Genomic DNA, 21284 nt, shown 5'->3' on the forward strand with positions numbered 1-21284 from the left:
CTAGGCGTCCGTAACTCTTCTGAACGAAACCGGGTTTACCGTACGCACCCGAACTGTTTGCTGCATGCCCGTACTTCGTTTATTACTGCCCCTGTGTTTTCTGCTGCAAACCGCCTTCGGGCAACAAAGCCGCGTAATCGACCGCAACGCCATCGGCTGGTTTACCTACAACGGCGACCACACGCTGAGCGACCGCTGGACCCTGCATACCGAATACCAGTGGCGACGGGTAGGTTTTATTACCAACTGGCAGCAGTCGCTGGCCCGGCTCGGTGCCGACTACAAGCTGGGTGATCGCGTGAAGGCGGGCGGTGGCTACACCTTTTTTACAACCTACCCCTATGGCGACTATCCCGTGGCCGACGCGGGCGTACCCACCATCGAGCAGCGCACGCACGAACAGATTCAGTTGAGCGATCAGCTGGGCATGTTAAAACTGACCCATCGGTTCCGGCTCGAACAGCGCTGGCTCGGGCAGGGCGACGACCGTAATCCGCGCCGGATCGTCGGTTGGGAATACCAGAACCGGGCCCGGTATCAGGTGGCCGGGCAGCTGCCGATTCAGGGCCGCACCATCGACGATGGCGAATGGTACGTCAACTTTTTCGACGAACTGTTTATTGGCTTCGGCCAGAACGTGGGCAACAACATTTTCAATCAGAACCGCCTTTCGGGCGGACTGGGCTACCAGGTTCACGACAACCTGCAGCTCGAACTCAACTACCTCAACCAGATCAGCCAGCACCCCGATTCAGACCCGGTTACCGGCAAACCTGTTTTTGAGATGAACAACGGTTTCCGGCTTAACATCAACTACGACCTCGATTTGGGGCGCCGGCGCTAGTCAGCCGTTAGCTGAAAACAAAGCCCCGTTGCCAGCAGCCTGTTGCCGGCAACGGGGCTTTCTGTGCAGGGGCGGCTCTCTCAATCGATGACGGCCTTGACCATTACCGGCAAATGATCCGACGGGAAACGTCCATCGAGGTTATCGGTCAGTACGCCGTATTGCAGCACCCGAATCGGTTTGCTCACGAACACGTAGTCGATGCGGTCGGTCAGGGGGGCCGTCAGCTTGAAGCCGTTGAATGTACCAACCGGACCGTAGGGTGGCTGGGCCGTTACCTGATACGCGTCGCGGAGCAGAGTCTGAATGGTTTTGACCTGCTCGGTATCGGGTGTGGAGTTCAGATCGCCTACAAAAATAACCGGTTCATTTTTCGCAATCGCCCGGATTTTATCGACCATCAGCCGCCCCGACTGCCGCCGGGCTTCGACGCCCTGGTGATCGAAGTGGGCGCTGAAGAAGTAGAACGACCGACCGGTCTGCCGATCGCGGAAGTGCGCCCAGCTGCAGATGCGGTTGCAGCAGGTAGCATCCCAGCCTTTGCCGGGCACATCGGGGGTCTGGCTGAGCCAGAAATCGCCCGACTGCAGCACGGTGAAGCGATCTTTTCGATACACAATGGCCGAATGTTCACCGGCTTCTTTGCCATCGTCTCGGCCTTTACCCAGGAAGGCAAAGCCCTCGAGTTCGGTTAGATCGGTGAGCTGTCCGCGCAGGGCCTCCTGCGTGCCGATGATGTCGAAGCCGTGGAACCGGATCAGGCTCCTGACCATCTCCCGGCGGTTGGGCCAGGCGTTGGCACCGTCGCTGGCGGTGTTGAAGCGCAGGTTGTAGGAAGCGACACAGATGGAGGCTTTCTGCTGGGCAAACAGGGATTGCATCAGCCCCATACACAGGGCAAAGCAGGCAAGTCGAATACGCATAAACAGTACAGTTGACATAACGTTTGGTGGGGAAAACACAACATCCCAGGCCAGTCTACTCGGTGGAACAAGCTTACCACGCAGATGCTGGCTAACCCCAAATGTAGGAAGCAGCTTAGGTATAGCCGCGTGCCTGTCATTACCAAATCGTTACCGACTCTTATTCACTCACTGCGCAACACTGGCTGCTAATGCGGTAGCGTGCAGTTTTCCCGTAACTTGACCCGCTGTTTCCCTGTCTATTAGCCTTAACCGACCGTTACGCTCCATGCGTTTGCTCACCAGTCTGCTGCTGATTGCCCTGGCAACCCGGCTGGCGGCCCAGCCGCTTCAGTTGTTGCCCCAGAATCCACATTACCTCCAGTACAACGGTCGTCCGCTGCTGCTGATTGGCTCCGGTGAGCATTACGGCGGGGTTATCAATCTCGACTTCGATTACAGGCGCTATCTCCAGACCCTGCGCAACGACGGGCTCAACACGACCCGGCTTTTTACGGGTGCCTACGTAGAGAAGCTGGGCGACTTTGGCATTCAGAAAAACACGCTGGCTCCGGCAGCCAACCGCCTGGTACTGCCCTGGGCGCGCAGTGGGCAGCCCGGCTATGCACTCGGCGGCAACCGGTTCGATCTGAATCGCTGGGACGAAGCGTACTTCGAGCGACTGCGCAGCTTCATGGCCGAAGCCCGGCAGCAGGAGGTGATTGTCGAAATAACGCTGTTCTCTTCCTATTATGGCACGGGCTGGCCCTACAGCCCGTTCAACCCCGCCAACAACATCAACCAGACCGACGCCATCAACCCGCTGGTGGCCAATACGCCCCAGAACGGCAACGTGCTGGCCTATCAGGAAGCCTATGTTCGCAAGCTGGTGCGGGAGCTGAACGATTTTCCCAATTTCTATATCGAATTGCAGAATGAACCCTGGGCCGATCAGCAGGACACCGTGCTGATCCGTAACGACTACCACCTGACCGACAAGGGCCAGCCCGAGTGGCGCGCCACTATCCAGGTAGTCAGCCAGGCGTCGATCGACTGGCAGCGCCGGGTAGCCGACTGGATTGTGAGCGAAGAAAAAAGCCTGCCCAATCGCCACCTTATGTCGCAGAACGTGAGCAACTTTCGCTACCCGATCAACAACCCAGACCCGAACGTGGGCATCTATACGTTTCACTACGCCCTGCCCGAGGTCGTGGCCGACAACTACGCCCTGCAACGGGTAATTGGCTTCAACGAAACGGGTTTTGCGGGGCAGGCCGACCAGACCTACCGGCGGCAGGCGTGGCGTTTTCTGATGGCGGGCGGGGGCCTCTTCAACCAGCTCGACTATTCGTTTGCTGTCGGGGCCGAAACCGGGCAGGATACGACCTACCGGGGCGGCCCCACACCCGGCGGGGGGAGCCCCAGCCTGCGTCGGCAATTTGGTGTACTCAGGCGTTTCTTCGATGGTCTCGACCTAACAACACTCGCGCCCGATGCGGCCCTGGTAGTGGCGGCACCGGGCGCGATGACCTGGACACTCAAAACGGGCAACCGGGGATGGGTGATCTATGCCGAACCCATGGCCCTCACGCCCTTTACGCTGCAACTCCAGTTGCCCGAGGGAACGTATCAGGCCGTCTGGACCAATCCCGTTACGGGCGGTGTTGTCAAGGCCGAAACCGTATCGGCGGGCGATGTACTGACGGCACCCGTGGCCCGGCAGGATCTGCTGCTCCAGTTGAGCAAGCGCTGACCCTAGCGCAGACTGGTGGTCAGCGCTTTCTGCATCTGCTCGGCCACCAGCTGGTTGCCAGCCTCGTTGAGGTGAACACGGTCGGTGGTCAGAATGCCTTTTTCCTTATTGTCGGGATTATTTTTCAGGTTGTAGTCCAGAAAAGCCCGGCGCAGGTCGATCAGCGGCAGATTACGGCGTTTGGCCAGATCGCGGATCAGCTGGCTATACTGGTTCAGGTCGCCATCCTGCTGGTTGCTGAAATCGGTTTTTTCGCCGATGGCCGCGGGTGTGCAGAGCATTACTTTAGCGTTGGCCGCCTGCAGTTTCGTAATCACGGCGTCGTAGAACTTCACAAACTTGTCGGGATCGGTGCCGGTGCCGAAGCTGCTTTTGTGCCACACGTCGTTGACGCCCACCCAGATCACAACCACATCGGGCTTTTTGGCCAGCACGTCCTCGTCCATACGCAGGAAAAGGTCGTAAATCTTGTTTCCCCCGATGCCAGCTCCGATCAGCTCGTACTGACTGGCGGGCATCAGTTTGCGCAGCCGGTCGATGTAGCCGCCGGGCTGCACGCCGGCCTGGGTGATGGAGTCGCCGAAGAAAACAACGCGGGTGGGCGTGGCTGCGTGGAAAGCCAGCAGCGTAAGTAAGGCCAGAGCGCCGGTCAGCCGAACGAAAGCGGTCATTGGTGATTGAGGTTTGGGGTTGAAGCGGCAAGATACGCGTTTGCGGCCTGCCCTGTGCGTAAGCATCCCGGTGGTCAGCTCTACTGACCCGATGCGGGTACCTGTTCGTTGCGCCGGCCAATTTTTACCCGGTCGGCCCGGCTCCGATGGGAGCGAGCGGGTCAGCTGTTATCTTGCAGTCCCGAATCACCACACCCCATGAAACAGTCGCTACTGCTCCTTCTTGCCCTGCTTACCCGATTTGCCGTTCTGGCCCAGGACGCCACGCAGGTGTACCGAAAAACCGTCGATGCCACCGTAACCATCGAAACCGAGACGAGTCTGGGCTCAGGCTTTCTGGTAGCCCCCGGCATCATTGCCACCAACTACCACGTTATCGAAGGGAATCGGGCGGCTTTTTGCTATACCAATGGTACCGGAGGACGCCACCGGGTCGATGGCTATCTGGCGGTCGACAGTGTCGCCGATCTGGTACTGCTGCAGGTATCGACCCTGCGCCCAACACCACTGCCCCTCGCTCAGCCCGGTTTACAGCCGGGGCAACGCCTTTTTGTGATGGGTTCGCCCAAAGGCCTGCCCGCCACCATTTCCGATGGTATTGTCAGCGGTCTGCGCAATTTTGGCGGCCGTGAACTGATCCAGATGACAGCCCCGGTATCGCCCGGCAGCAGTGGCGGACCCGTGCTGAATGAACAGGGGGCGGTAATTGGTGTGGCGGTCCTGTCGCGTACGGACGGCCAGAACCTGAATTTCGCCGTGCCCCTGTCGGCCCTCACTGCGCTGCTGCGCAGCCGGCGCTCAACGCCACTGCCGCTGGCAGCACTGCTCGTACAGCCCGTCGACCCCAGCCCCCTGCTGTCGGCCGATCGTATTCTGGAACTGGGCATTGTTACCCCCGACCGGCCCGGCCTTCGGCTCGATTACCTGGCCAGCCAGGCCGACAAAACCGTGCTTTTTTTCACGTACACGCACCAAAGCGACAACCAACGCTACCAAACGGTCTGGATGGACGATTACCGGCTGGTGGATAACCAAAGCGGTCGGGTGTATCATGCCACCTCAACCGACCTGCCCCGCCAGTCGGCTCCCCGCATCATTTACAAAGGCACGCAGAGTCATTTCCGGGTAGTGTTCGATCGCATACCCGACTCCGTTCAACGATTCAGCCTGCTCGAAGGCGACTGCACCGCCACCAGCTTCTGTTTTCCGGACATCGATCTCCGCGATTTTGACGCCGTTGACCAAACCGACCTCGATGCCTACGCCGATACGGCCGACGAAGGAACGGTTACCTTTTACTCGACCTACGGCCAGGGTGGTACCATTTCGTTTACCGTCGAAGGGTATGACGTAGGTTCCCTGAGCCAGTATTTCAACGGAAACACCAGTCCCGATTGCGGACAGGAGGGTACGATCACGTTGCGACTCAACAGCGGCACCTACAACTACACCGCTTCGAACAGCACCTACCACTGGCAGGGTCAGTTTACCATTACCAAAAATGGCTGTACCCGCCAGGGCATTTCGGGCCGGTAGCCAGACCGCGTTTTTTTATCGATTTCATGAATCCCTACGACACCAACCCCACCCCACCCGACTACCTGCGCGAGCGCGACATCTTTACCCGGATCTGGCTCGAACCCCGGCTTATGTTCCGCTACATCGACGCCCATCAGCACGAAGTGAGCCTCTGGATGCTGCTCGTGCTCAACGGCATGGTGCGGGCGTTCGATCGGGCTCAGCAACAGAACGCCGGTGACAAAATGTCGCTGATGGCGCTGGTGCTGCTGTGCATCATCGGCGGCTCGCTGGGGGGCTGGCTGTCGGTCTATATCTACGCGTGGCTGATCAGCAAAACGGGCAAGTGGCTGGGCGGCACGGCCGAGCCGCGGGCGCTGCTGCGGGTGTTTGCCTACGCCGGCATTCCGTCGGCACTGACGCTGCTGCTGCTCATTGTGCAGATCGGCCTCTACGGAGAGCGGCTTTTTCAGGAAGACAACGCGGTGCTGAGCAATGGCTTTGGCGTGGGAGCACTTGGGGCCTTTACGTTTATGGTTCAGTTTGTGCTGCAACTCTGGACAGCATCGCTGTTTGTCATTGCGACGGCCGAGCTGCAGCGGTTCTCGACCGGCAAAGCCATTCTGAATCTGGTGCTGCCCGCCCTCATCCTGATCGCCGTTGTCCTGCTGATCGTGCTGCCCGCCAAGCTGCTGTAATGCACTGGGCGGGCAGTCATCACTGTATGGTCAGGCTTCGGCCGAAGGCAGCAGCACCTGTGGATCGCGCAGCAAGGCGGCCACCCATACCAGCACCAACGGAATAGCCGCGTTCAGAACGGGGCCATTGTGCGACAGCTCCGTGGCCATGGCACCCGCGAAATAGCACGACAGCAGCACGAAGCCAATTTTCATGGTCTTTGGATAGAGAAACAGGGCGGTGAAGCCAATTTCCATCAGACCCAGACCCGTGATGTAGGGGCCTACCCCCACCTTTTCCAGTGTAGGTACCACCTGATCGCTTCCAATCAGTTTCATGATACCGCTGCCCACCACCATGAGGGCAGCCAGGGCCGTTACGCCCATCGTCATTCCTTTTCGTACAGTCATCTGTTTAGCTATTTCGGGCAAAACTATATACATTCGCTTACCTTTTGTTAGCACTAAACAAAAGGTAACCAGTATCCTTTTGTTTAGTGCTCTCTGCGATGACAATGCCCGAACGATTGCTGCCCGACCAGTCGGCCCCTACCCAGTGTGAAAACAGCCTGATGGCCGTTGGCGATGCACTCTACGCCATTGGCGGCAAGTGGAAACTCCGGATCATTATTGCCCTGTCGGGAGCGCGGCTGCGGTTCAACGAACTCCAGCGCGCCATTCCTGGCCTTTCGGCCCGGGTGCTGTCCAATGAGTTGAAGGAACTCGAACTGAATGGATTTGTGAAACGCAGCGTACAGACCGATCCGGCCATTCTGATCACCTACGAGCTGACGCCCTACAGCCATACGCTGAAAAACGTAATCAGCGCCCTGCACGACTGGGGCCTGATGCACCGTGCCACCATTCGGGCGCAGGCCAGTCAGGCCCGCGAGCGCTAACCCAGAAAACGGCGGAGGTAAGGTGCCGTGCGGCTTCTGGTCGACCGGGCTACCTGCCGGGGCGGCCCCTCGGCCACAATCTGACCGCCGGCCACACCCGCCCCCGGCCCGATGTCGATAACCCAGTCGCTGCCGGCCACCACACGCATGTCGTGCTCGACCACAATCACGGTATTACCGGCTTCGACCAGCCCGTCGAGCTGCGCCACCAGCTTTTCCACGTCGGCCGGATGCAGGCCCGTCGTTGGTTCGTCGAGGATGTAGAGCGTGTTGCCGTGGCCAACGCGCTGTAGCTCGGTAGCCAGCTTGATGCGCTGAGCCTCCCCCCCCGACAGTTCGGTAGCCGACTGACCCAGCCGCAGATAACCCAGCCCCACCTCGCGCAGCACGTGCAGCGACCGCCGAATCGTCGGTTCTTCATCAAAAAAGTCGTAGGCTTCGTCGACGGTCAGGCCCAGCACATCGGCAATGGATTTATCGCGGTAGGTTACCTCCAGCGTTTTGGCGTTATAACGGGCGCCGTGACAAACCGGGCAGGGCGTATAAACACTCGGCAGAAACAGCAGCTCGACCATAACCATGCCTTCGCCCTGGCACTTGGCGCAGCGCCCTTTGGCCACATTGAACGAAAACCGGCCGGCATCGTACTGGCGCGACCGGGCCAGTTTGGTGCCGGCAAAGAGTTTCCGCACGTGATCGAATAAACCGGTATAAGTGGCCAGATTCGACCGGGGGGTGCGCCCAATAGGCTTCTGATCGACCTGCACAAGCCGCCGGATTCGGTCGAGTCCCGTCTCGATACGGCCGCCCAGCGTGACCGGTTGGGCGTCCTGCAGGAGGTCACCTTCCTCCTCCGCCGGCCGTTCGCTCCCCAGCGCATCGGCCACCAGCTCGACCAGCACCTGACTGACCAGCGTTGACTTACCCGAGCCCGACACCCCCGTTACGGAGGTCAGCACGCCAAGTGGAAACGCCACGTCGAGGCTGTTCAGGTTGTTTCGCGTAACGCCCGTCAGCCGTAGCCAGCCCACAGCCGGGCGTGGATCAGGGCTCGCAAAGGGTCGATTGTCGAACAGGTATGGCGCCGTTTTCGACGCGGCCACGCCCATCAGTCCTTCGGGCGGCCCACTGTACAGTACCTGCCCGCCCCGTTCGCCCGCATCCGGCCCCACGTCGACAATCCAGTCGGCCCGGCGAATTACGTCCAGTTCGTGCTCGACCACAAACAGCGAATTGCCCGACGCCTTCAGCCGGTCGAGAGCCCGCAGCAGCGCCTGGGTATCGGCGGGGTGCAGGCCCGCCGAAGGTTCGTCGAGCACATAGACCACCCCGAACAGATTGGAGCGCACCTGGGTGGCCAGGCGCAACCGCTGCAGCTCGCCGGGCGACAGCGTGGGCGTACTCCGGTCGAGTGAGAGATACCCCAGTCCCAGATCGAGCAGCACGTCGAGACGCGCCGTCAGGTCGGCTGCGATGCGTTCGATCACCACCGCTTTTTCGGGCGCCGTCCGGGCCAGCGTTTTCAGACTTGGTTTTTCCGGGTCGGCGTAGGGCTGCAGCCGGTCGGCCAGATCGGCCAGCGGCAGTTGCGCCAGCTGGGCAATATCGAGCCCAGCGAAGGTAACCGACAGCGACTCCTGACGGAGCCGCTTGCCGTGGCAGACCGGGCAGTCAGCGCTGCGCATGAACTGCGACACCCGTTTTTTCATCAGGGCGCTGGTCGTGGTGGCAAAGGTCTGCATCACGTATTTACGGGCGCCCGTGAAGGTGCCCATGTAACTGGGCGTGAGTTTACGTTTGAGTGCCCGCTCTACCTCGGGGCGTTCCCAGCCCGAATACACCGGCACCACGGGCTGCTCGTCGGTAAACAGAATCCAGTCGCGGTCTTTTCTGGGCAGATCGCGCCAGGGTGTGTCGATGTCGTAGCCGAGCGTAATCAGGATTTCGCGCAGATTCTGCCCGTGCCAGGCGGTGGGCCAGGCGGCAATGGCCCGCTCCCGGATCGACAGCGACGGATCGGGCACCATGGTTTCTTCCGTCACGTCATATACCCGTCCCAGCCCGTGGCACTCGGGGCAGGCCCCTTCGGGCGTGTTGGGTGAAAACGATTCGGCGTAGAGAATCGACTGGCCGGCGGGGTAATCGCCCGCCCGCGAATACAGCATCCGGATTAGGTTGGCCAGTGTGGTTACGCTGCCCACCGACGAACGTGTGGTGGGGGCGCCCCGCTGCTGTTGCAGGGCCACCGCCGGGGGCAGCCCGTCGATCTCGTCGACATCGGGTACGGCCATCTGGTTGAACAGCCGCCGGGCGTAGGGCGATACCGATTCGAGGTACCGGCGCTGGGCTTCGGCGTAGAGGGTGCCGAACGCCAGGCTAGATTTCCCCGATCCCGATACGCCCGTAAACACCACCAGGGCATCGCGCGGAATCGACAGGTTTACGTTACGCAGGTTATTTTCGCGGGCACCGGCTACCCGGACAAAGCCGGTCTGGATTTCGGTGGTGGAAGCTGGTGGTTCGTTGTGCATCGTGTAGCAGTGTCGTTGCATACACACTGCCTATGCTTAACCCCAAAAGACGGGTATAAGGTTATGCCATCGGCCCTAGACCACCAGATTGAGCGCCAGTACGCCCAGCAACCCCAGCACCGATACCAGTGTTTCCATCACCGACCAGCTGCGGATGGTCTGGCCGATGGTGAGGTTGAAATACTGTTTATAAAGCCAGAACGCCGGGTCGTTGATGTGCGAGAACATCAGACTCCCCGACCCGATCGCCAGCACCATCAGCTCAGGCTTAATGGGTTGCGACTCGATCAGGGGCAGAATGATGCCTACCGTGGTGAGCCCCGCTACGGTAGCCGACCCCACGCAGACACGAATGAACGCAGCCATGCCCCAGGCCAGCAGCAGGGGCGGAATGTCGACCCCGGCCAGCAGGCTGCCGATGTATTTGCTGGTGCCGCTGTCGCTGAAAATCTGCTTCAGCGCCCCCGCCCCGGCAATGGTCAGCAGAATGGGTGCCACGGCCTTCACGGCCTCCTCCAGGTCTTTGGTCACCTCCCCCATGCTCAGGCCCCGCCGGATACCCAGCGCGTACATGGCCGTCAGCACCGACAGCAGCATGCCCATGTAGGGCTCGGCCAGCAGCGTAACGAGTGGCTTCAGTGCCGACTCGTCGGGCACGGCGTTTTTGAGGGGGCCAAACGTGGTGAGCAGCAACACGGGCAGCAGGGCCACAAAAAAGCTGATGCCCGCGCCCGGCAAATCGTGGTCGGGTACGTCGCGGCTATTGAACAGGTCGCGGTTGGGTGTGGCCCGGGTGTTCATCAGCGTTTTGCCGAACAGCGGCCCCGCCACAATGATAGCCGGAATGGCCACGATAATACCGTAGATCAGGGTGAGGCCCAGGTTGGCGTTGAGCTGGGCCGCCACCGCCGAGGGCGACGGGTGGGGCGGCAAATAACCATGTGCCACCGACAGGGCTGTCAGCATGGGAATGGCCACCGAGAGCAGCGGCAGCCCCGACGAAGCCGCAATGGTAAAAATCAGCGGGACCACGATGATAAAGCCGGCGTTGTAGAACAGCGGAATCCCCACTACAAAGCCGGCCAGCGCCAGCCCCCACCGGATGTGCTTTACGCCAAACAACCCGATGAGTACATTGGTGATGCGCCGGGCGGCTCCGCTCTCGGCCACCAGCCGGCCCAGCATGGCCCCGAAGCCGATAATCAGGACCAGATCGCCCAGGGTACTGCCGATGCCCGCCTGAATCGACTTCCCGACGGCCACCACATCCATGCCCGATGCCAGCCCAATGCCGAGTGCGACAAGCACAAAGGAAATAAACGTGTCGAGCCGGGCAATGGCCACCAGAAAAACCAGGGTCAGGATACCGACCAGCGTCAGAATAAGCGGCATACGGGAAGAGGCAGGGAAGGTGCAGAACACACCCGGTGTGTGTCAGGCCGATAAAGCGTACTGCGCCAGTTTTTCTACTTCTGCCGCCAGGGGCTGCGCCGGGTCGAAGGGCAGCACGTGCAGGTGCGTATCGGGATCGTAGCCAAAGAGGTCGAGCGGCTCGCGAAAGGTGTCGCTGGCCGGATAAATTAGAAACAGGTGGGCCGCGCCGTACTTCTTGCCGTAGGCGTAGAGCTGGTAGAGGTCGGCCTGGTCGATGCCATACATACCGCGCCGGTCGGTGCTGTCGAGCGCTTTCCACTTGGTGTCGAGCACCAGCACCCGGCCGTCGGTCTGCCGGATGAGCAGGTCGGGCCGCAGCCGGAATCGGGGCGTGCCGCCGTGCTGATCGACCAGGTGGGCCGAGCTTTCCTGCACCGTTACCCGGCCGGCATCGGGCCAGTAGGTACGCACACCGTGGGCCACGTAGGCTTCGAACACCCGTGCCATCGGAAACAGCAGCGCGGGGCTGTCGATCGTGCCGCGCTGCGCCCCGAAGGCCATCCCCCCCAGCAGTACCTCGGCCCAGCGCAAGGCCGGCCCGTAGCGGCTGAAGAGCCGTCCCAGCCGCTGGCAGGCCCGCCCATCGGCGGCCACGCTGGCCGAGGGAGGCACCGCATCGAGCCAGCCCAGCCATTGGCGCACCCGCGCCCGCACGGGCGAGCCCTGCAGCCGCCCGTCGACCGATAGCAGGGCTGTTTTCAGCAACCGGTTGGCCGGCACATTGACCGTCAGCTGGTCGTAGCGCATGGCCAGTCGCTCGGCATGGCCAGCATTTTCGCGCAGGTGCCGGGCCGCCTGAAACGCCCCTTTCCAGACAGGTTCGTTCTGTTCCGTCGGGCAGTAGGCCCGTTGCAGCCCCTGCTGGCTGAGCGTCGTCAGCGTGTCCAGAAACGCGAGCACAAACACGTCCCAGAGTGGCAGTCGGCCGGGCCCGCTGGGCACCATAGGCAGGGTTCGAAAGGGCGTGTTGGGCAGGTAGCGCAGCATGGTCAGCAGCGCTGATCGGGCCTGAGCGGGCGTGCCGATTTTGGGCAGTATATCGAGCTGAGTACCATCGGCCAGCTGAATCAGCCCCACGTAGGGGCCGATCCGGATGGCCTCCTGCCCTTTTCGGGTGAAAAGCGTCAGCCAGTCGGCTCCACCCGCCGGGTCGAGGGCGTAGGCCCGCAAGCCGGCAAAGGCAGTCGCCGGCAAGGGCGTGACGCCCTCGGGAGTCGGGCTGACCGGCCCCACAGCGTCGTCGGTCAGGGACGACGCGACCAGCACGCTCTGTTCAGTAATTTCGATGGGTAACTGCGTTCGACGGGCCATGGGTACGAGCGTAAACAGCCGTTCGGGGCAACCGGTTCAGCGGCTGACGGGGCTGTAGGCCTGCACCGGCTGCTGGTTGATACCGAACAACAGCGTATTGCCTATCGATACCACACTCCGCACATCGCCCGTGAGCCGGAACCCCGATACCTGCTGGGATACGGCTGTAAATCGTCCCCCGCCGGCATTACGCAGCAGCACGCCCGCGTTGGCATCGGCACGGCCAAAGCGCAGCCGGGTCTGCATCGTGTTGCCGCACAGCAACAGGTCTTTACGACCGTCGTGGTCGTAGTCGAGCGCGGTAATCGTAAACACCGGTGCCACCTGGGCAGGCAGGGGCAGCGCCGTTTCCGTCAGCTTCCCCCCGGCCGAGCTAAGCAGGCAGAGCGTCTGCAGCCGATTGGCGGTCAGGCGTTTGGCATCTTTCAACTCGTCGGCCGTAAATACGTCGGTCAGGGTAGCATTGGCGTAGCTGTCGTAGTTGACAAAGCGTTTCCGCAGCATACTCACCTGATCGAGCAGTTCATCGCGTGTGGCGTGGGGGTAGCTTTTGCCCTGCACGTACAGGCAAAGCACCGGGTCGATTTTGCCGTTGTTATCGAAATCCTTGTACACCAGCTCGGCCGGTTCGCGGTCGGTGGCGCGGCACTGGGTATTCAGCCCCTGGTTGCCGATTACCAGATCGGGCCGCCCATCGCCATTCAGATCGTCGACGAGCAGTTTGTTCCACCAGCCCCGGTATTCGGTGCCGAGCAGGGCTGTGGTCTGGTCGGTGAGCGTATGGTCGGGCTGGCCGCTCAGCACCGTCACGGGCATCCACTCACCTACTACCACAAGCTCGGGCCGACGGTCGTTGTTTAGATCGGCCCAGGCGGCATCGGTTACCATGCCAATGGTAGTGAGCATGGGCGCCAGCCGCGCCGTCTGATCGCTGAACCGCCCCGCCCCGTTGTTGATGAGCAGGTAGCTGCGGGGGGCTTCGGGATACCGGCCCGGTACCACCCGACCGCCCACAAACAGATCGGGTTTACCATCGCCGTTCACATCGGCCACGCGGGCGCAACTCGTGCTCGTATGCATAACCGGCAGAGCATCGGCGGCTTTCGTAAAGGTGCCGGTACCATCGTTCAGGTAGAGCCGGTCCTGCAGCCGGGCATCGTTGGGCTCGAACGTACCGTAGCCACCACTGCACACGTACAGGTCGGGCTTGCCGTCGCCATTGGCGTCGAAAAATACGGCGTCGGTATCCTCGGCCTGCCGGTCGGCGTCGAAGGCGGGTACCGGTTTGCGGCTGAACCGGCCATCGGCCTGCTGCAGAAACAAGGCCCCCGGCTGACCACTGCTGCCTCCGGCATACACATCTTCCCGCCCGTCGCCGTTTACGTCGGCTTTGGTCAGGCAGGGCCCACCAAACGACTGCGCATTGACGAGCAGCGGCTGCCGTTTGAAATCGTTGGTCGTTACGGCCGGGTAGCTGTGCGCCAGTGGCGTGGCTATGGGTTTAAACAGCGCCGGGGCCGACCCGGGCGCGCGGTAGGTAGTGCGGGCATCGGTTTGCTTAAGCGTCAGCAGCTGATCGGCCTTGACACCGGTGAGCAGCTGCTGTTTGCCGCCTGGCCAGACCACCCGCACCGAGTCGATGATGGGATCGGTGCCGAGCCCTACGTGCAGCCGGGGCGATACGCTCGACTGGTAGCCGCGCGTAGGCATCTGCTCTACGTACTGCTGCCGGCCCGCCCGGTACACCGTCACGGCAGCGCCTACCCCCTGCGTATTGCCCCCGCTGCCAACCAGCCGGATGCTCAGGTAGTGGTGTTTGCGAACGCTGTTGCTCTTGTTCTGAAAGACATACGCCGGCTGGTTGGTGTTGTTGACCACCAGATCCAGGTCGCCGTCGTTGTCCAGGTCGGCGTAGGCCGCGCCCGTACTGTTCGACACCTGATCGAGTCCCCACGCTTTGCCAATATTGGCGAAACGAACCCCCGCATCGGGACGGCCGCTTTCGTTGTGAAACATGTAGTTGGCTACGTTCGACGACGGCATTTTCTGCACCAGGTTCAGCACATCTTCCCGCGTGGGGTTGGCCGGGCGGTTCTGCATGAAGTCGTTCATGAACTTCAGAAAATCCTGGTTGGTATAGTCACGCACGTAGCCGTTTGTGATATAGAGGTCTTTCCAGCCATCGTTGTCGTAGTCGGCGAGCAGCGGTGCCCAGCTCCAGTCGGTGTTGGAAATGCCCGCCAGCTGCCCCGTTTCGGCGAAGGCCGGCAACCGCCCCGCCCGACGCGCACCAACCGACCCCTGATTCAGGTGCAGCATGTTGCGCATGTACTGATGATGAAAACCCGACTGCACCGTAAAGGCAAATTTCTCGTAGTTGTCGGCCCCCATCAGCAGCTTCTGCCGGCGGTTGTCTTCGGGCAGCATGTCGAGCGTGACAATGTCGGGGCGGGCGTCGTTGTCGACATCGGCCACGTCGTTGCCCATCGAGAAGTTCGACGTATGACCCATGCTCTTACCCAGTTCATCGGTGAAGGTACCGTCGTGGTTGTTGAGGTAGAGGTAGTCGGGCACCGAATAATCGTTGGATACGTAGATATCGGCCCAGCCATCGCCGTTCAGGTCCGACACGCCCGCGCCGAGGCCATAACTCAGTACCGAACTGCTCAGCCCCGACCGCTCGGTTACGTCGGTGAAGTGGTTGCCCGTATTTCGGAACAGCCGCATCCCGATCTCGGGACTGCTTTGTTTGCGCAGCGCGGCCGTACTGACCTGATCGAGTACGGGTAGTGATTTGGGGTTATGGTTCAGCAGAAAAAGGTCGAGATCACCATCGTTGTCGTAGTCGAAAAAGGTGCCCTGCGTGCTCTGAGCAGGTTTGTCGAGGCCAAAGCGAGCGGTCTGGTCGCTGAAGTGAGGAACGCCCTGCGCGTCGGGTCCGTCGTTGATCAGCAGTTGCGGACTGCGTTTTTCGGGGCGCACATTGCCCGAGTAGCACAGAAACAGATCGAGCCGCCCATCGCCGTTTACGTCGGCCATCGACACGCCGGTACGCCAGGGGCCTTCGCGCCCGGCGGCTCCGGCGGCCGCCGTTATGTCGGCAAACCGCATGCCCCCTTTGTTCAGGTACAGCTGGTTGGGTACCATGTTGCCGCTGAAATACACATCATCCAGGCCGTCGCCGTTGAGGTCGCCGGTGGCAACGCCCGCCCCGTTGTAGAAGTACTCATACATCAGGATGTTGGTATTAAGCCCTTCGGTAAGGTTATTGGCGAAGGTAATGCCCGTCTGGTCGGGCGACAGGAGCGTAAAGAGCGGGGGGCCGGCGGGGGGTTCGGCGGGCTGGCCGGTTGCCGTTGAGTCGGTCGAGGGCCGGCAGCCAGCCGCCAGCAGCAGGCCGGCGGCCAAAGCAAAATAAGGTAAGCGTTTCACGGAAGGGGTCAGTAAAACCGCACGTTACGGGTACGGCGGGCGATCGAGTCGTTAAACATAACCAAAAATGCCAGCACTCGAAAGCGCTGGCATCGTTGGCACCGGTACATCAGGCCGTGGCCAGGAAATTAATAGCCTGGGTTTTGCACCAGTTTATTATTCCGGTTCATTTCGTCACGACTGATCGGCAGGAAGTACATCTTGTCGAGCCAGGTGCGGTTTTCCTTACCGGGATCGATTTCAAATACTTTATACGAGTAGTCGTAACTGGTGGGGTCGTAGCGGTAGAGCGACACCGATTTGCCGGGCTTGAGCGTTCCGGTCACGTTGATTCCGTTGGCTTTGCGGCCCAGCGTGGCGGGTGCAATCATCCACCGGCGGGCATCGTGGTAGCGCTGCTCTTCAAACACCATCTCGACCCGGCGTTCGTTGCGGTAACGCTGCCGCAGGGCATCGCCCGATTCGGTCAGGGCGGGCATACCGGCGCGGTAGCGGATTTTGTTCAGCCACGTGCGGGCTTCGGCATCCTGCCCCAGCTCGATACAGGCTTCGGCGTAGTTGAACACCGCTTCGGTATAGCGGAAGAACGGCCAGGGAATTTCCTGGAAGGTGTTCTGGTCGACAATAGCCGGGTTGGGATCGATAAACTTACGCATGTAGTAACCCGTGTAGCTGCCGTTCCAGTCTTCGACCGTACTCTTACGGGTATCGAGACCAGCCACGTTTACCTTGCCGCTGCCGCTCGTGATTTCGTACTGGCCGGTCTGAATCTGGTTGGCGGGGTCCTTGCCAGCTACGTCGGCCGTACGGGGTTTCCAGGGCGCTCCGTCGTACAGAATCGAACCGTAGAAACGGGGATCGCGGTTAACGTAGGGCGTGGTGGCTTTGGCCGGATCGCTCCAGCTGAATTTCGAGCCGTCCATCATCTCATAGTCATCGACCAGCAGCGATACGGGCGTATTACCCGCCCAGTTGTGGTAGCCGTTGGGACCGTTGAAAAGCCCCTGCTGACCGCCCCCTTCCTGCTTCCCGTTGATAAACGAACGCGAGAAAATCACGTCTTTCTCCCCGCCGTTGCGCGACAGGGCGATGTTCATGTAGTTGGTCGTACCGTCTTCTTTCGAGGCTGGCGCGGCCAGGTTGAGCTGCGAGCCGTAGCTGGTCAGGTCGAGTACGGCCTTGGCCGCATCTTTGGCTTTCTGCCAGCGTTCGGCCCGGCTGCCGGAGGTGTACCCCAGCAGTTCAGGCTTGGCAAAGGCGGCATGGGTCGACGATTTGCTCTTGGCCGTGGCCGCGTCGTAGAGATCGCTGGCGGCATAGACCAGAATCCGCGACTTCAGCGCCAAAGCAGCCGCTTCGTTGGCCCGGCCCTTGGCCAGCGACTGGCCTTTGAGCAGCGCAGCAGCCTCATCGCAGTCTTTCACGATGAAGTTGATACACTCTTCCATCGTGTTGCGGGGCGTCGTGTAATCAGCCTCACCGAGTCCGTACGACTTACTGATCAGCGGCACCCCGCCGTAGTAGCGCACCAGCTGCTGGTAATAATAAGCCCGCATAAACTTGGCTTCACCCGTCAGCCGCTCCACGATTTTGTTCGTGTTGGTAAAGCCCGGTTTGGCCAGATTCTCCAGCGCCAGGTTACAGGCCCGGATGCGCAGGTACATATTGTTCCAGTCGATGGTTTCGTTGATCCAGCCGGCATCGGCGGGGTTCGACCGCGACTCCGTGATGGTTGTAATACCCCGACCCGGGTGGGTAAAGAGCGTTTCGTCGGTCAGTGAGGCCAGCTGCTGCTCGTTGAAACCGCCCTGCCCCAGCCCGGCGTAGATGCCCGTGACGAAAGCCTCGGCCAGCGCGGCATCGTTCCAGACGGCCGAACCGGCTACCTGATCGAGGGGCTGGGTGTTGACGAAATCATCGTTGCAACCCGTGACAGCCATCGAAGCCATCAGGAGCGCCAGACTTATTGTTTTAAAATTGCGTATCATATCAGATAAAGGGTTAGAAGCGAAGCGATAAACCGGTGTTTATGATCCGCGACTGTGGGTAGTACTGCCCGGTAGCGTTGTCGGCTTCGGGGTCAAACGAGCCCAGTTTGTTGACCGGCGTCCAGAGGTTCAGGCCGTTGACGTAGATGCGCAGGCTGCTGATACCGACTTTTTTGCCAAACGTTTCGGGAATGGTGTAGCCGATTTCGAAGTTTTTCAGCCGGATGTAATCGGCCGACCGCAGCCAGTAAGTGTTGCCACCCGAGAAATACTGATCGCTCCGGTTGGCAATGCGGGGGTGCACGCTGCTGGGGTTATCGACCGTCCAGCGGTTGGTATAGAACTCCTGCAGGTAGTTACCGATGTTGCCCGACTCACCCAGGCTGATGTACTGCTGCGCTCCGGCCGATCCCTGAAAGAGAATGGTCAGGTCGAAGTTCTTGTACGAAGCCGTCATGTTCAGACCACCCTGGAACAGCGGCAGGTTGGTGCGGTTGTTCCGGACGCGGTCGTCGGGGGTGATTTTACCATCACCGTTATAATCCACATACTTCATGTCGCCGGGCCGCAGCGTGTTCACGATGGCTTTGTAATCGAGCTTGTTGGCGTCGATTTCGGCCTGATCGCGGAATACACCATCGTACAGGTAGGCCATGTACGAATTGATAGGCCGACCGGTAGTGCGCTGCCACTCAGGGGCACCGGGTGCTTCATCCCAGAAAATGATTTTGTTCTGGGCATAGCCACCGTTGACACCCACGCTGTAGCGCAGGGCGCCCGACTGACCGTTGTAGCTGATCTGACCGTCGAAGCCGCTGTTGCGTACCTTCCCGATGTTTTCGGGGGGCAGCACCAGACCGGTCGTGCGGGGTACCGATGCGTTCCGGGGGTACAGAATCGAGGTCCGCAGGTTATTGAAGTAATCGAACTCGAAGCTGATCTTGCCGTTGAACAGCTGCCCTTCGATACCGATATCGGCATTGTTGGCCACCTCCCAGGTGATGTTCGTGTTCGGGATCCGGCTCTCAGTCAGCGTTTTCTGCTGACCATTGTTAATAATGTAGGTATTGAATCCGTAGGTGGCCAAGTACTGGTAGGTAGCCAAGGTTGTGGTACCGGGGAAATAAATCTGATCGTTACCCAGCTGTCCCCACGAAGCCCGCAGCTTCAGGTAGTTGACTACAGGAACCGAATTTTTCCAGAAGTTTTCTTCCGAAACAACCCAGCCGGCCATGAAGCCTGGGAAGAACCCATAGCGGGTCTCCTTGGGGAAGATGTCCGACCCATCGTAGCGCCACAGGAACTCGGCCAGGTACTTATCTTTATAGTTGTAAGCCACCCGACCAAAGTAGTTCAGACGTGCCCGGTTGAAGGCTCCACCCCCGTTGTCTTTGCTGAGGTCGCCCCCGGCAAACAGCTGGTCGATGGCCGGCGAAATAAAATACCGACGGAATGCACCGAAGTTATCACCCGAGATCGTTTCGCGGTTTACCCCTGCCAGTACCGTCAGGCCGTGGTCGCCGAACTTGCGCTCGTAAGTACCGATACCACCCAGCAGAATGTTCAACTGCGTGTTGTTGCCCAGTGTCAGGCGAGGCTCAGCCGGACCGCGCACACTGGCAATCAGGTTCGGGTTGCCGTTAGCATCCACACCCGAACCCCGCTCATACAGCGTCCAGGGCGTCTCCCAGCGTTTGTTGTTCTGGTTCAGCTTGTCGATAGCCGCCGTTGCGGTGAACTTCAGGCCTTCAACACCCGGAATTTTGATATCCAGCTGCCCGTTGGTCTGAATGTAATCACGTTTGTCGCGATCGTAACCGGTTGCGTTGGTTGTGATCACCACCGGGTTTTCACCGTTCTCGATGTCCGGACCAGGCCGACCATCGGGCCAGAAAGCGGGCTGGTTGGGCTTACCCCGCATCTGCATCCGGAAGATAGCCCCGGCACCCCGCGTAGGATAGTACCGAAACTCCTCGCGACCCAGGATGCCCAGGCCAACGTGCACATACTTGTTGATGTTACCGTCCAGGTTGATCCGGATATCGTACTGCTTGTAGCCCGTTGCCGAGTTTTTGTAGAACGCATCCTGGTTCTGGTAGCCCAGCGACGCGAGGTACTTGAAATCGTCGGTACCACCAGTCAGCTGCACGTTGTGTCGCGACTGGGGCGACCACGTTTTGAGCGTAGATTTATACCAGTCAGTGTTGGGGTGGCCCCAGGGGTCCGACCCGTCGTTGTACTTGGTAATATCGTCGGGCGAGTAGGGTGCCTTCCGGATCGTACCGTCGGGGCGGGTGTACGAGCCCGTGCTCTGGTACGCCTTTGTCGCTGCCGACCACTCAGCCGTGGGCAGTTCGTACACGCTCAGGTCGTTGAGCATGGTGGCATACTGAGCGGCATTGGCCAGCTTAGGAATCACCGTTGGCTGGGCAAACCCCTGGTTGAAGGTGTAGGACAGCTGCGGTTTACCCGTTTTACCCCGCTTGGTGGTAATCAGGATAACGCCGTTGGCCGCCCGCGACCCGTAGATGGCCGCCGAGGCATCTTTCAGTACCGAAATCGTTTCGATATCGGCGGGGTTGATGCGGTCGAGACCACCCGCCCGGTCAGGAATACCGTCGACTACCACCAGGGCACTGTTGTTGCCCAGCGTGTTTGTTCCCCGAATCCGGATTGTCGAGCCATCATAGCCCGGCTCACCGCTGCGGTTGACCGCCGTTACGCCCGGCAGCCGCCCGGCCAGCGAGTTCGACAGGTTGGTGGTCGGCGATTTCACCAGGTCGGCACCTTTAACGGCTACAACCGAACCCGTAATGGTTTCCCGGCGCTGCGTACCGTAACCCACCACCACCACTTCGTTCAGCGACTTGGTGTCGGTGGCGAGGGTGATGTTGATGGTACCTTTTCCCGAAACGGGTACTTCCTGCGACACGTAACCGATGTAGGAAAACACCAGCGCACTGGCACCAGCGGGTACCGTGAAGCTGTAGCGTCCGTCGGCATCCGTTACCGAACCTGTTGTGGTGCCCTTCGCCACAACGCTCACACCGGGCAGCCCCTGCTGCTGGTCATCGATCACCCGGCCCGATACTTTGGACTGAGCATAAGCACCTACCGATAGGATCGTCAGGAAAAGCAGGCTGAGCAGCCCTATTCTCCAGATCGCACCTATAGACGTAGTTCCCCTAAGGTCTGGAGAAGCCCCTCTACGAGTAGATTGTTTTGGCATGTTTTTGAGTAGTTAACTAGGTTTTAATCCTACTCAAAAGCCATACAGTGGCCTATCTACTGCTAAGAAAGTCCATTTTTAAGATAAATTATTTA

At 60.3% G+C, this 21284-nt stretch carries 14 protein-coding genes; 5 read left to right on the forward strand and 9 right to left on the reverse strand.

Annotated elements, in window-relative coordinates; all coding sequences use genetic code 11:
* Nucleotides 1-64 precede the first annotated feature (64 nt).
* Nucleotides 65-844, forward strand: coding sequence for a DUF2490 domain-containing protein (locus tag ACYVAC_RS09775; RefSeq protein ID WP_461097446.1), 780 nt, complete (start codon nucleotides 65-67; stop codon nucleotides 842-844).
* An 80-nt stretch (nucleotides 845-924) separates the two neighbouring features.
* On the opposite strand, the gene ACYVAC_RS09780 is transcribed toward ACYVAC_RS09775, so the two are convergent.
* A complete protein-coding gene (locus tag ACYVAC_RS09780; protein ID WP_461097447.1) occupies nucleotides 925-1767 on the reverse strand; it encodes an endonuclease/exonuclease/phosphatase family protein in 843 nt (280 codons plus the stop codon).
* A 268-nt stretch (nucleotides 1768-2035) separates the two neighbouring features.
* Between ACYVAC_RS09780 and ACYVAC_RS09785 the strand changes: the two genes are divergently transcribed.
* Nucleotides 2036-3499, forward strand: a complete 1464-nt coding sequence (locus ACYVAC_RS09785) for a hypothetical protein (protein ID WP_461097449.1) — start codon at nucleotides 2036-2038, stop codon at nucleotides 3497-3499.
* 2 nt (nucleotides 3500-3501) lie between these two features.
* Here the strand turns inward: ACYVAC_RS09785 and ACYVAC_RS09790 are convergent, their stop codons facing one another.
* Nucleotides 3502-4170, reverse strand: coding sequence for an SGNH/GDSL hydrolase family protein (locus tag ACYVAC_RS09790; RefSeq protein ID WP_461097450.1), 669 nt, complete (start codon nucleotides 4168-4170; stop codon nucleotides 3502-3504).
* A gap of 198 nt (nucleotides 4171-4368) precedes the next feature.
* Here ACYVAC_RS09790 and ACYVAC_RS09795 point away from each other — a divergent pair, with 198 nt between their 5' ends.
* Together ACYVAC_RS09795 and ACYVAC_RS09800 are read left to right on the forward strand one after the other, a co-directional pair.
* Nucleotides 4369-5706, forward strand: a complete 1338-nt coding sequence (locus ACYVAC_RS09795) for a S1C family serine protease (RefSeq protein ID WP_461097451.1) — start codon at nucleotides 4369-4371, stop codon at nucleotides 5704-5706.
* A gap of 26 nt (nucleotides 5707-5732) precedes the next feature.
* The gene (locus ACYVAC_RS09800) at nucleotides 5733-6386 is read left to right on the forward strand and encodes a Yip1 family protein (RefSeq protein WP_461097452.1); all 654 of its coding nucleotides are present in this window, start codon (nucleotides 5733-5735) and stop codon (nucleotides 6384-6386) included.
* A gap of 30 nt (nucleotides 6387-6416) precedes the next feature.
* Here ACYVAC_RS09800 and ACYVAC_RS09805 read toward each other — a convergent pair whose 3' ends face one another.
* Nucleotides 6417-6776, reverse strand: coding sequence for a DoxX family protein (locus ACYVAC_RS09805; RefSeq protein WP_461097453.1), 360 nt, complete (start codon nucleotides 6774-6776; stop codon nucleotides 6417-6419).
* A 104-nt stretch (nucleotides 6777-6880) separates the two neighbouring features.
* Here ACYVAC_RS09805 and ACYVAC_RS09810 point away from each other — a divergent pair, with 104 nt between their 5' ends.
* Complete coding sequence (locus ACYVAC_RS09810) at nucleotides 6881-7264, forward strand: winged helix-turn-helix transcriptional regulator (protein ID WP_461097454.1); 384 nt, start codon at nucleotides 6881-6883, stop codon at nucleotides 7262-7264.
* Here ACYVAC_RS09810 and uvrA read toward each other — a convergent pair.
* From uvrA to ACYVAC_RS09840, 6 genes are all read right to left on the reverse strand, one after another.
* Complete coding sequence (uvrA, locus tag ACYVAC_RS09815; protein WP_461097455.1) at nucleotides 7261-9795, reverse strand: excinuclease ABC subunit UvrA; 2535 nt, start codon at nucleotides 9793-9795, stop codon at nucleotides 7261-7263. The two genes, ACYVAC_RS09810 and uvrA, sit on opposite strands and share 4 nt — an antisense overlap.
* Nucleotides 9796-9870: 75 nt before the next feature.
* The gene (locus ACYVAC_RS09820; RefSeq protein WP_461097456.1) at nucleotides 9871-11187 is read right to left on the reverse strand and encodes a gluconate:H+ symporter; all 1317 of its coding nucleotides are present in this window, start codon (nucleotides 11185-11187) and stop codon (nucleotides 9871-9873) included.
* A 42-nt stretch (nucleotides 11188-11229) separates the two neighbouring features.
* Nucleotides 11230-12540, reverse strand: a complete 1311-nt coding sequence (locus tag ACYVAC_RS09825) for an McrC family protein (protein ID WP_461097457.1) — start codon at nucleotides 12538-12540, stop codon at nucleotides 11230-11232.
* Nucleotides 12541-12576: 36 nt separating this feature from the next.
* Entirely contained in the window at nucleotides 12577-15972 is a 3396-nt protein-coding gene (locus tag ACYVAC_RS09830) for a VCBS repeat-containing protein (RefSeq protein WP_461097458.1), read from the reverse strand.
* 128 nt (nucleotides 15973-16100) lie between these two features.
* The gene (locus ACYVAC_RS09835; protein ID WP_461097459.1) at nucleotides 16101-17960 is read right to left on the reverse strand and encodes a RagB/SusD family nutrient uptake outer membrane protein; all 1860 of its coding nucleotides are present in this window, start codon (nucleotides 17958-17960) and stop codon (nucleotides 16101-16103) included.
* 13 nt (nucleotides 17961-17973) lie between these two features.
* Complete coding sequence (locus ACYVAC_RS09840) at nucleotides 17974-21189, reverse strand: SusC/RagA family TonB-linked outer membrane protein (RefSeq protein WP_461097460.1); 3216 nt, start codon at nucleotides 21187-21189, stop codon at nucleotides 17974-17976.
* Nucleotides 21190-21284: the final 95 nt, after the last annotated feature.

The organism is Spirosoma luteolum, from assembly GCF_054778875.1.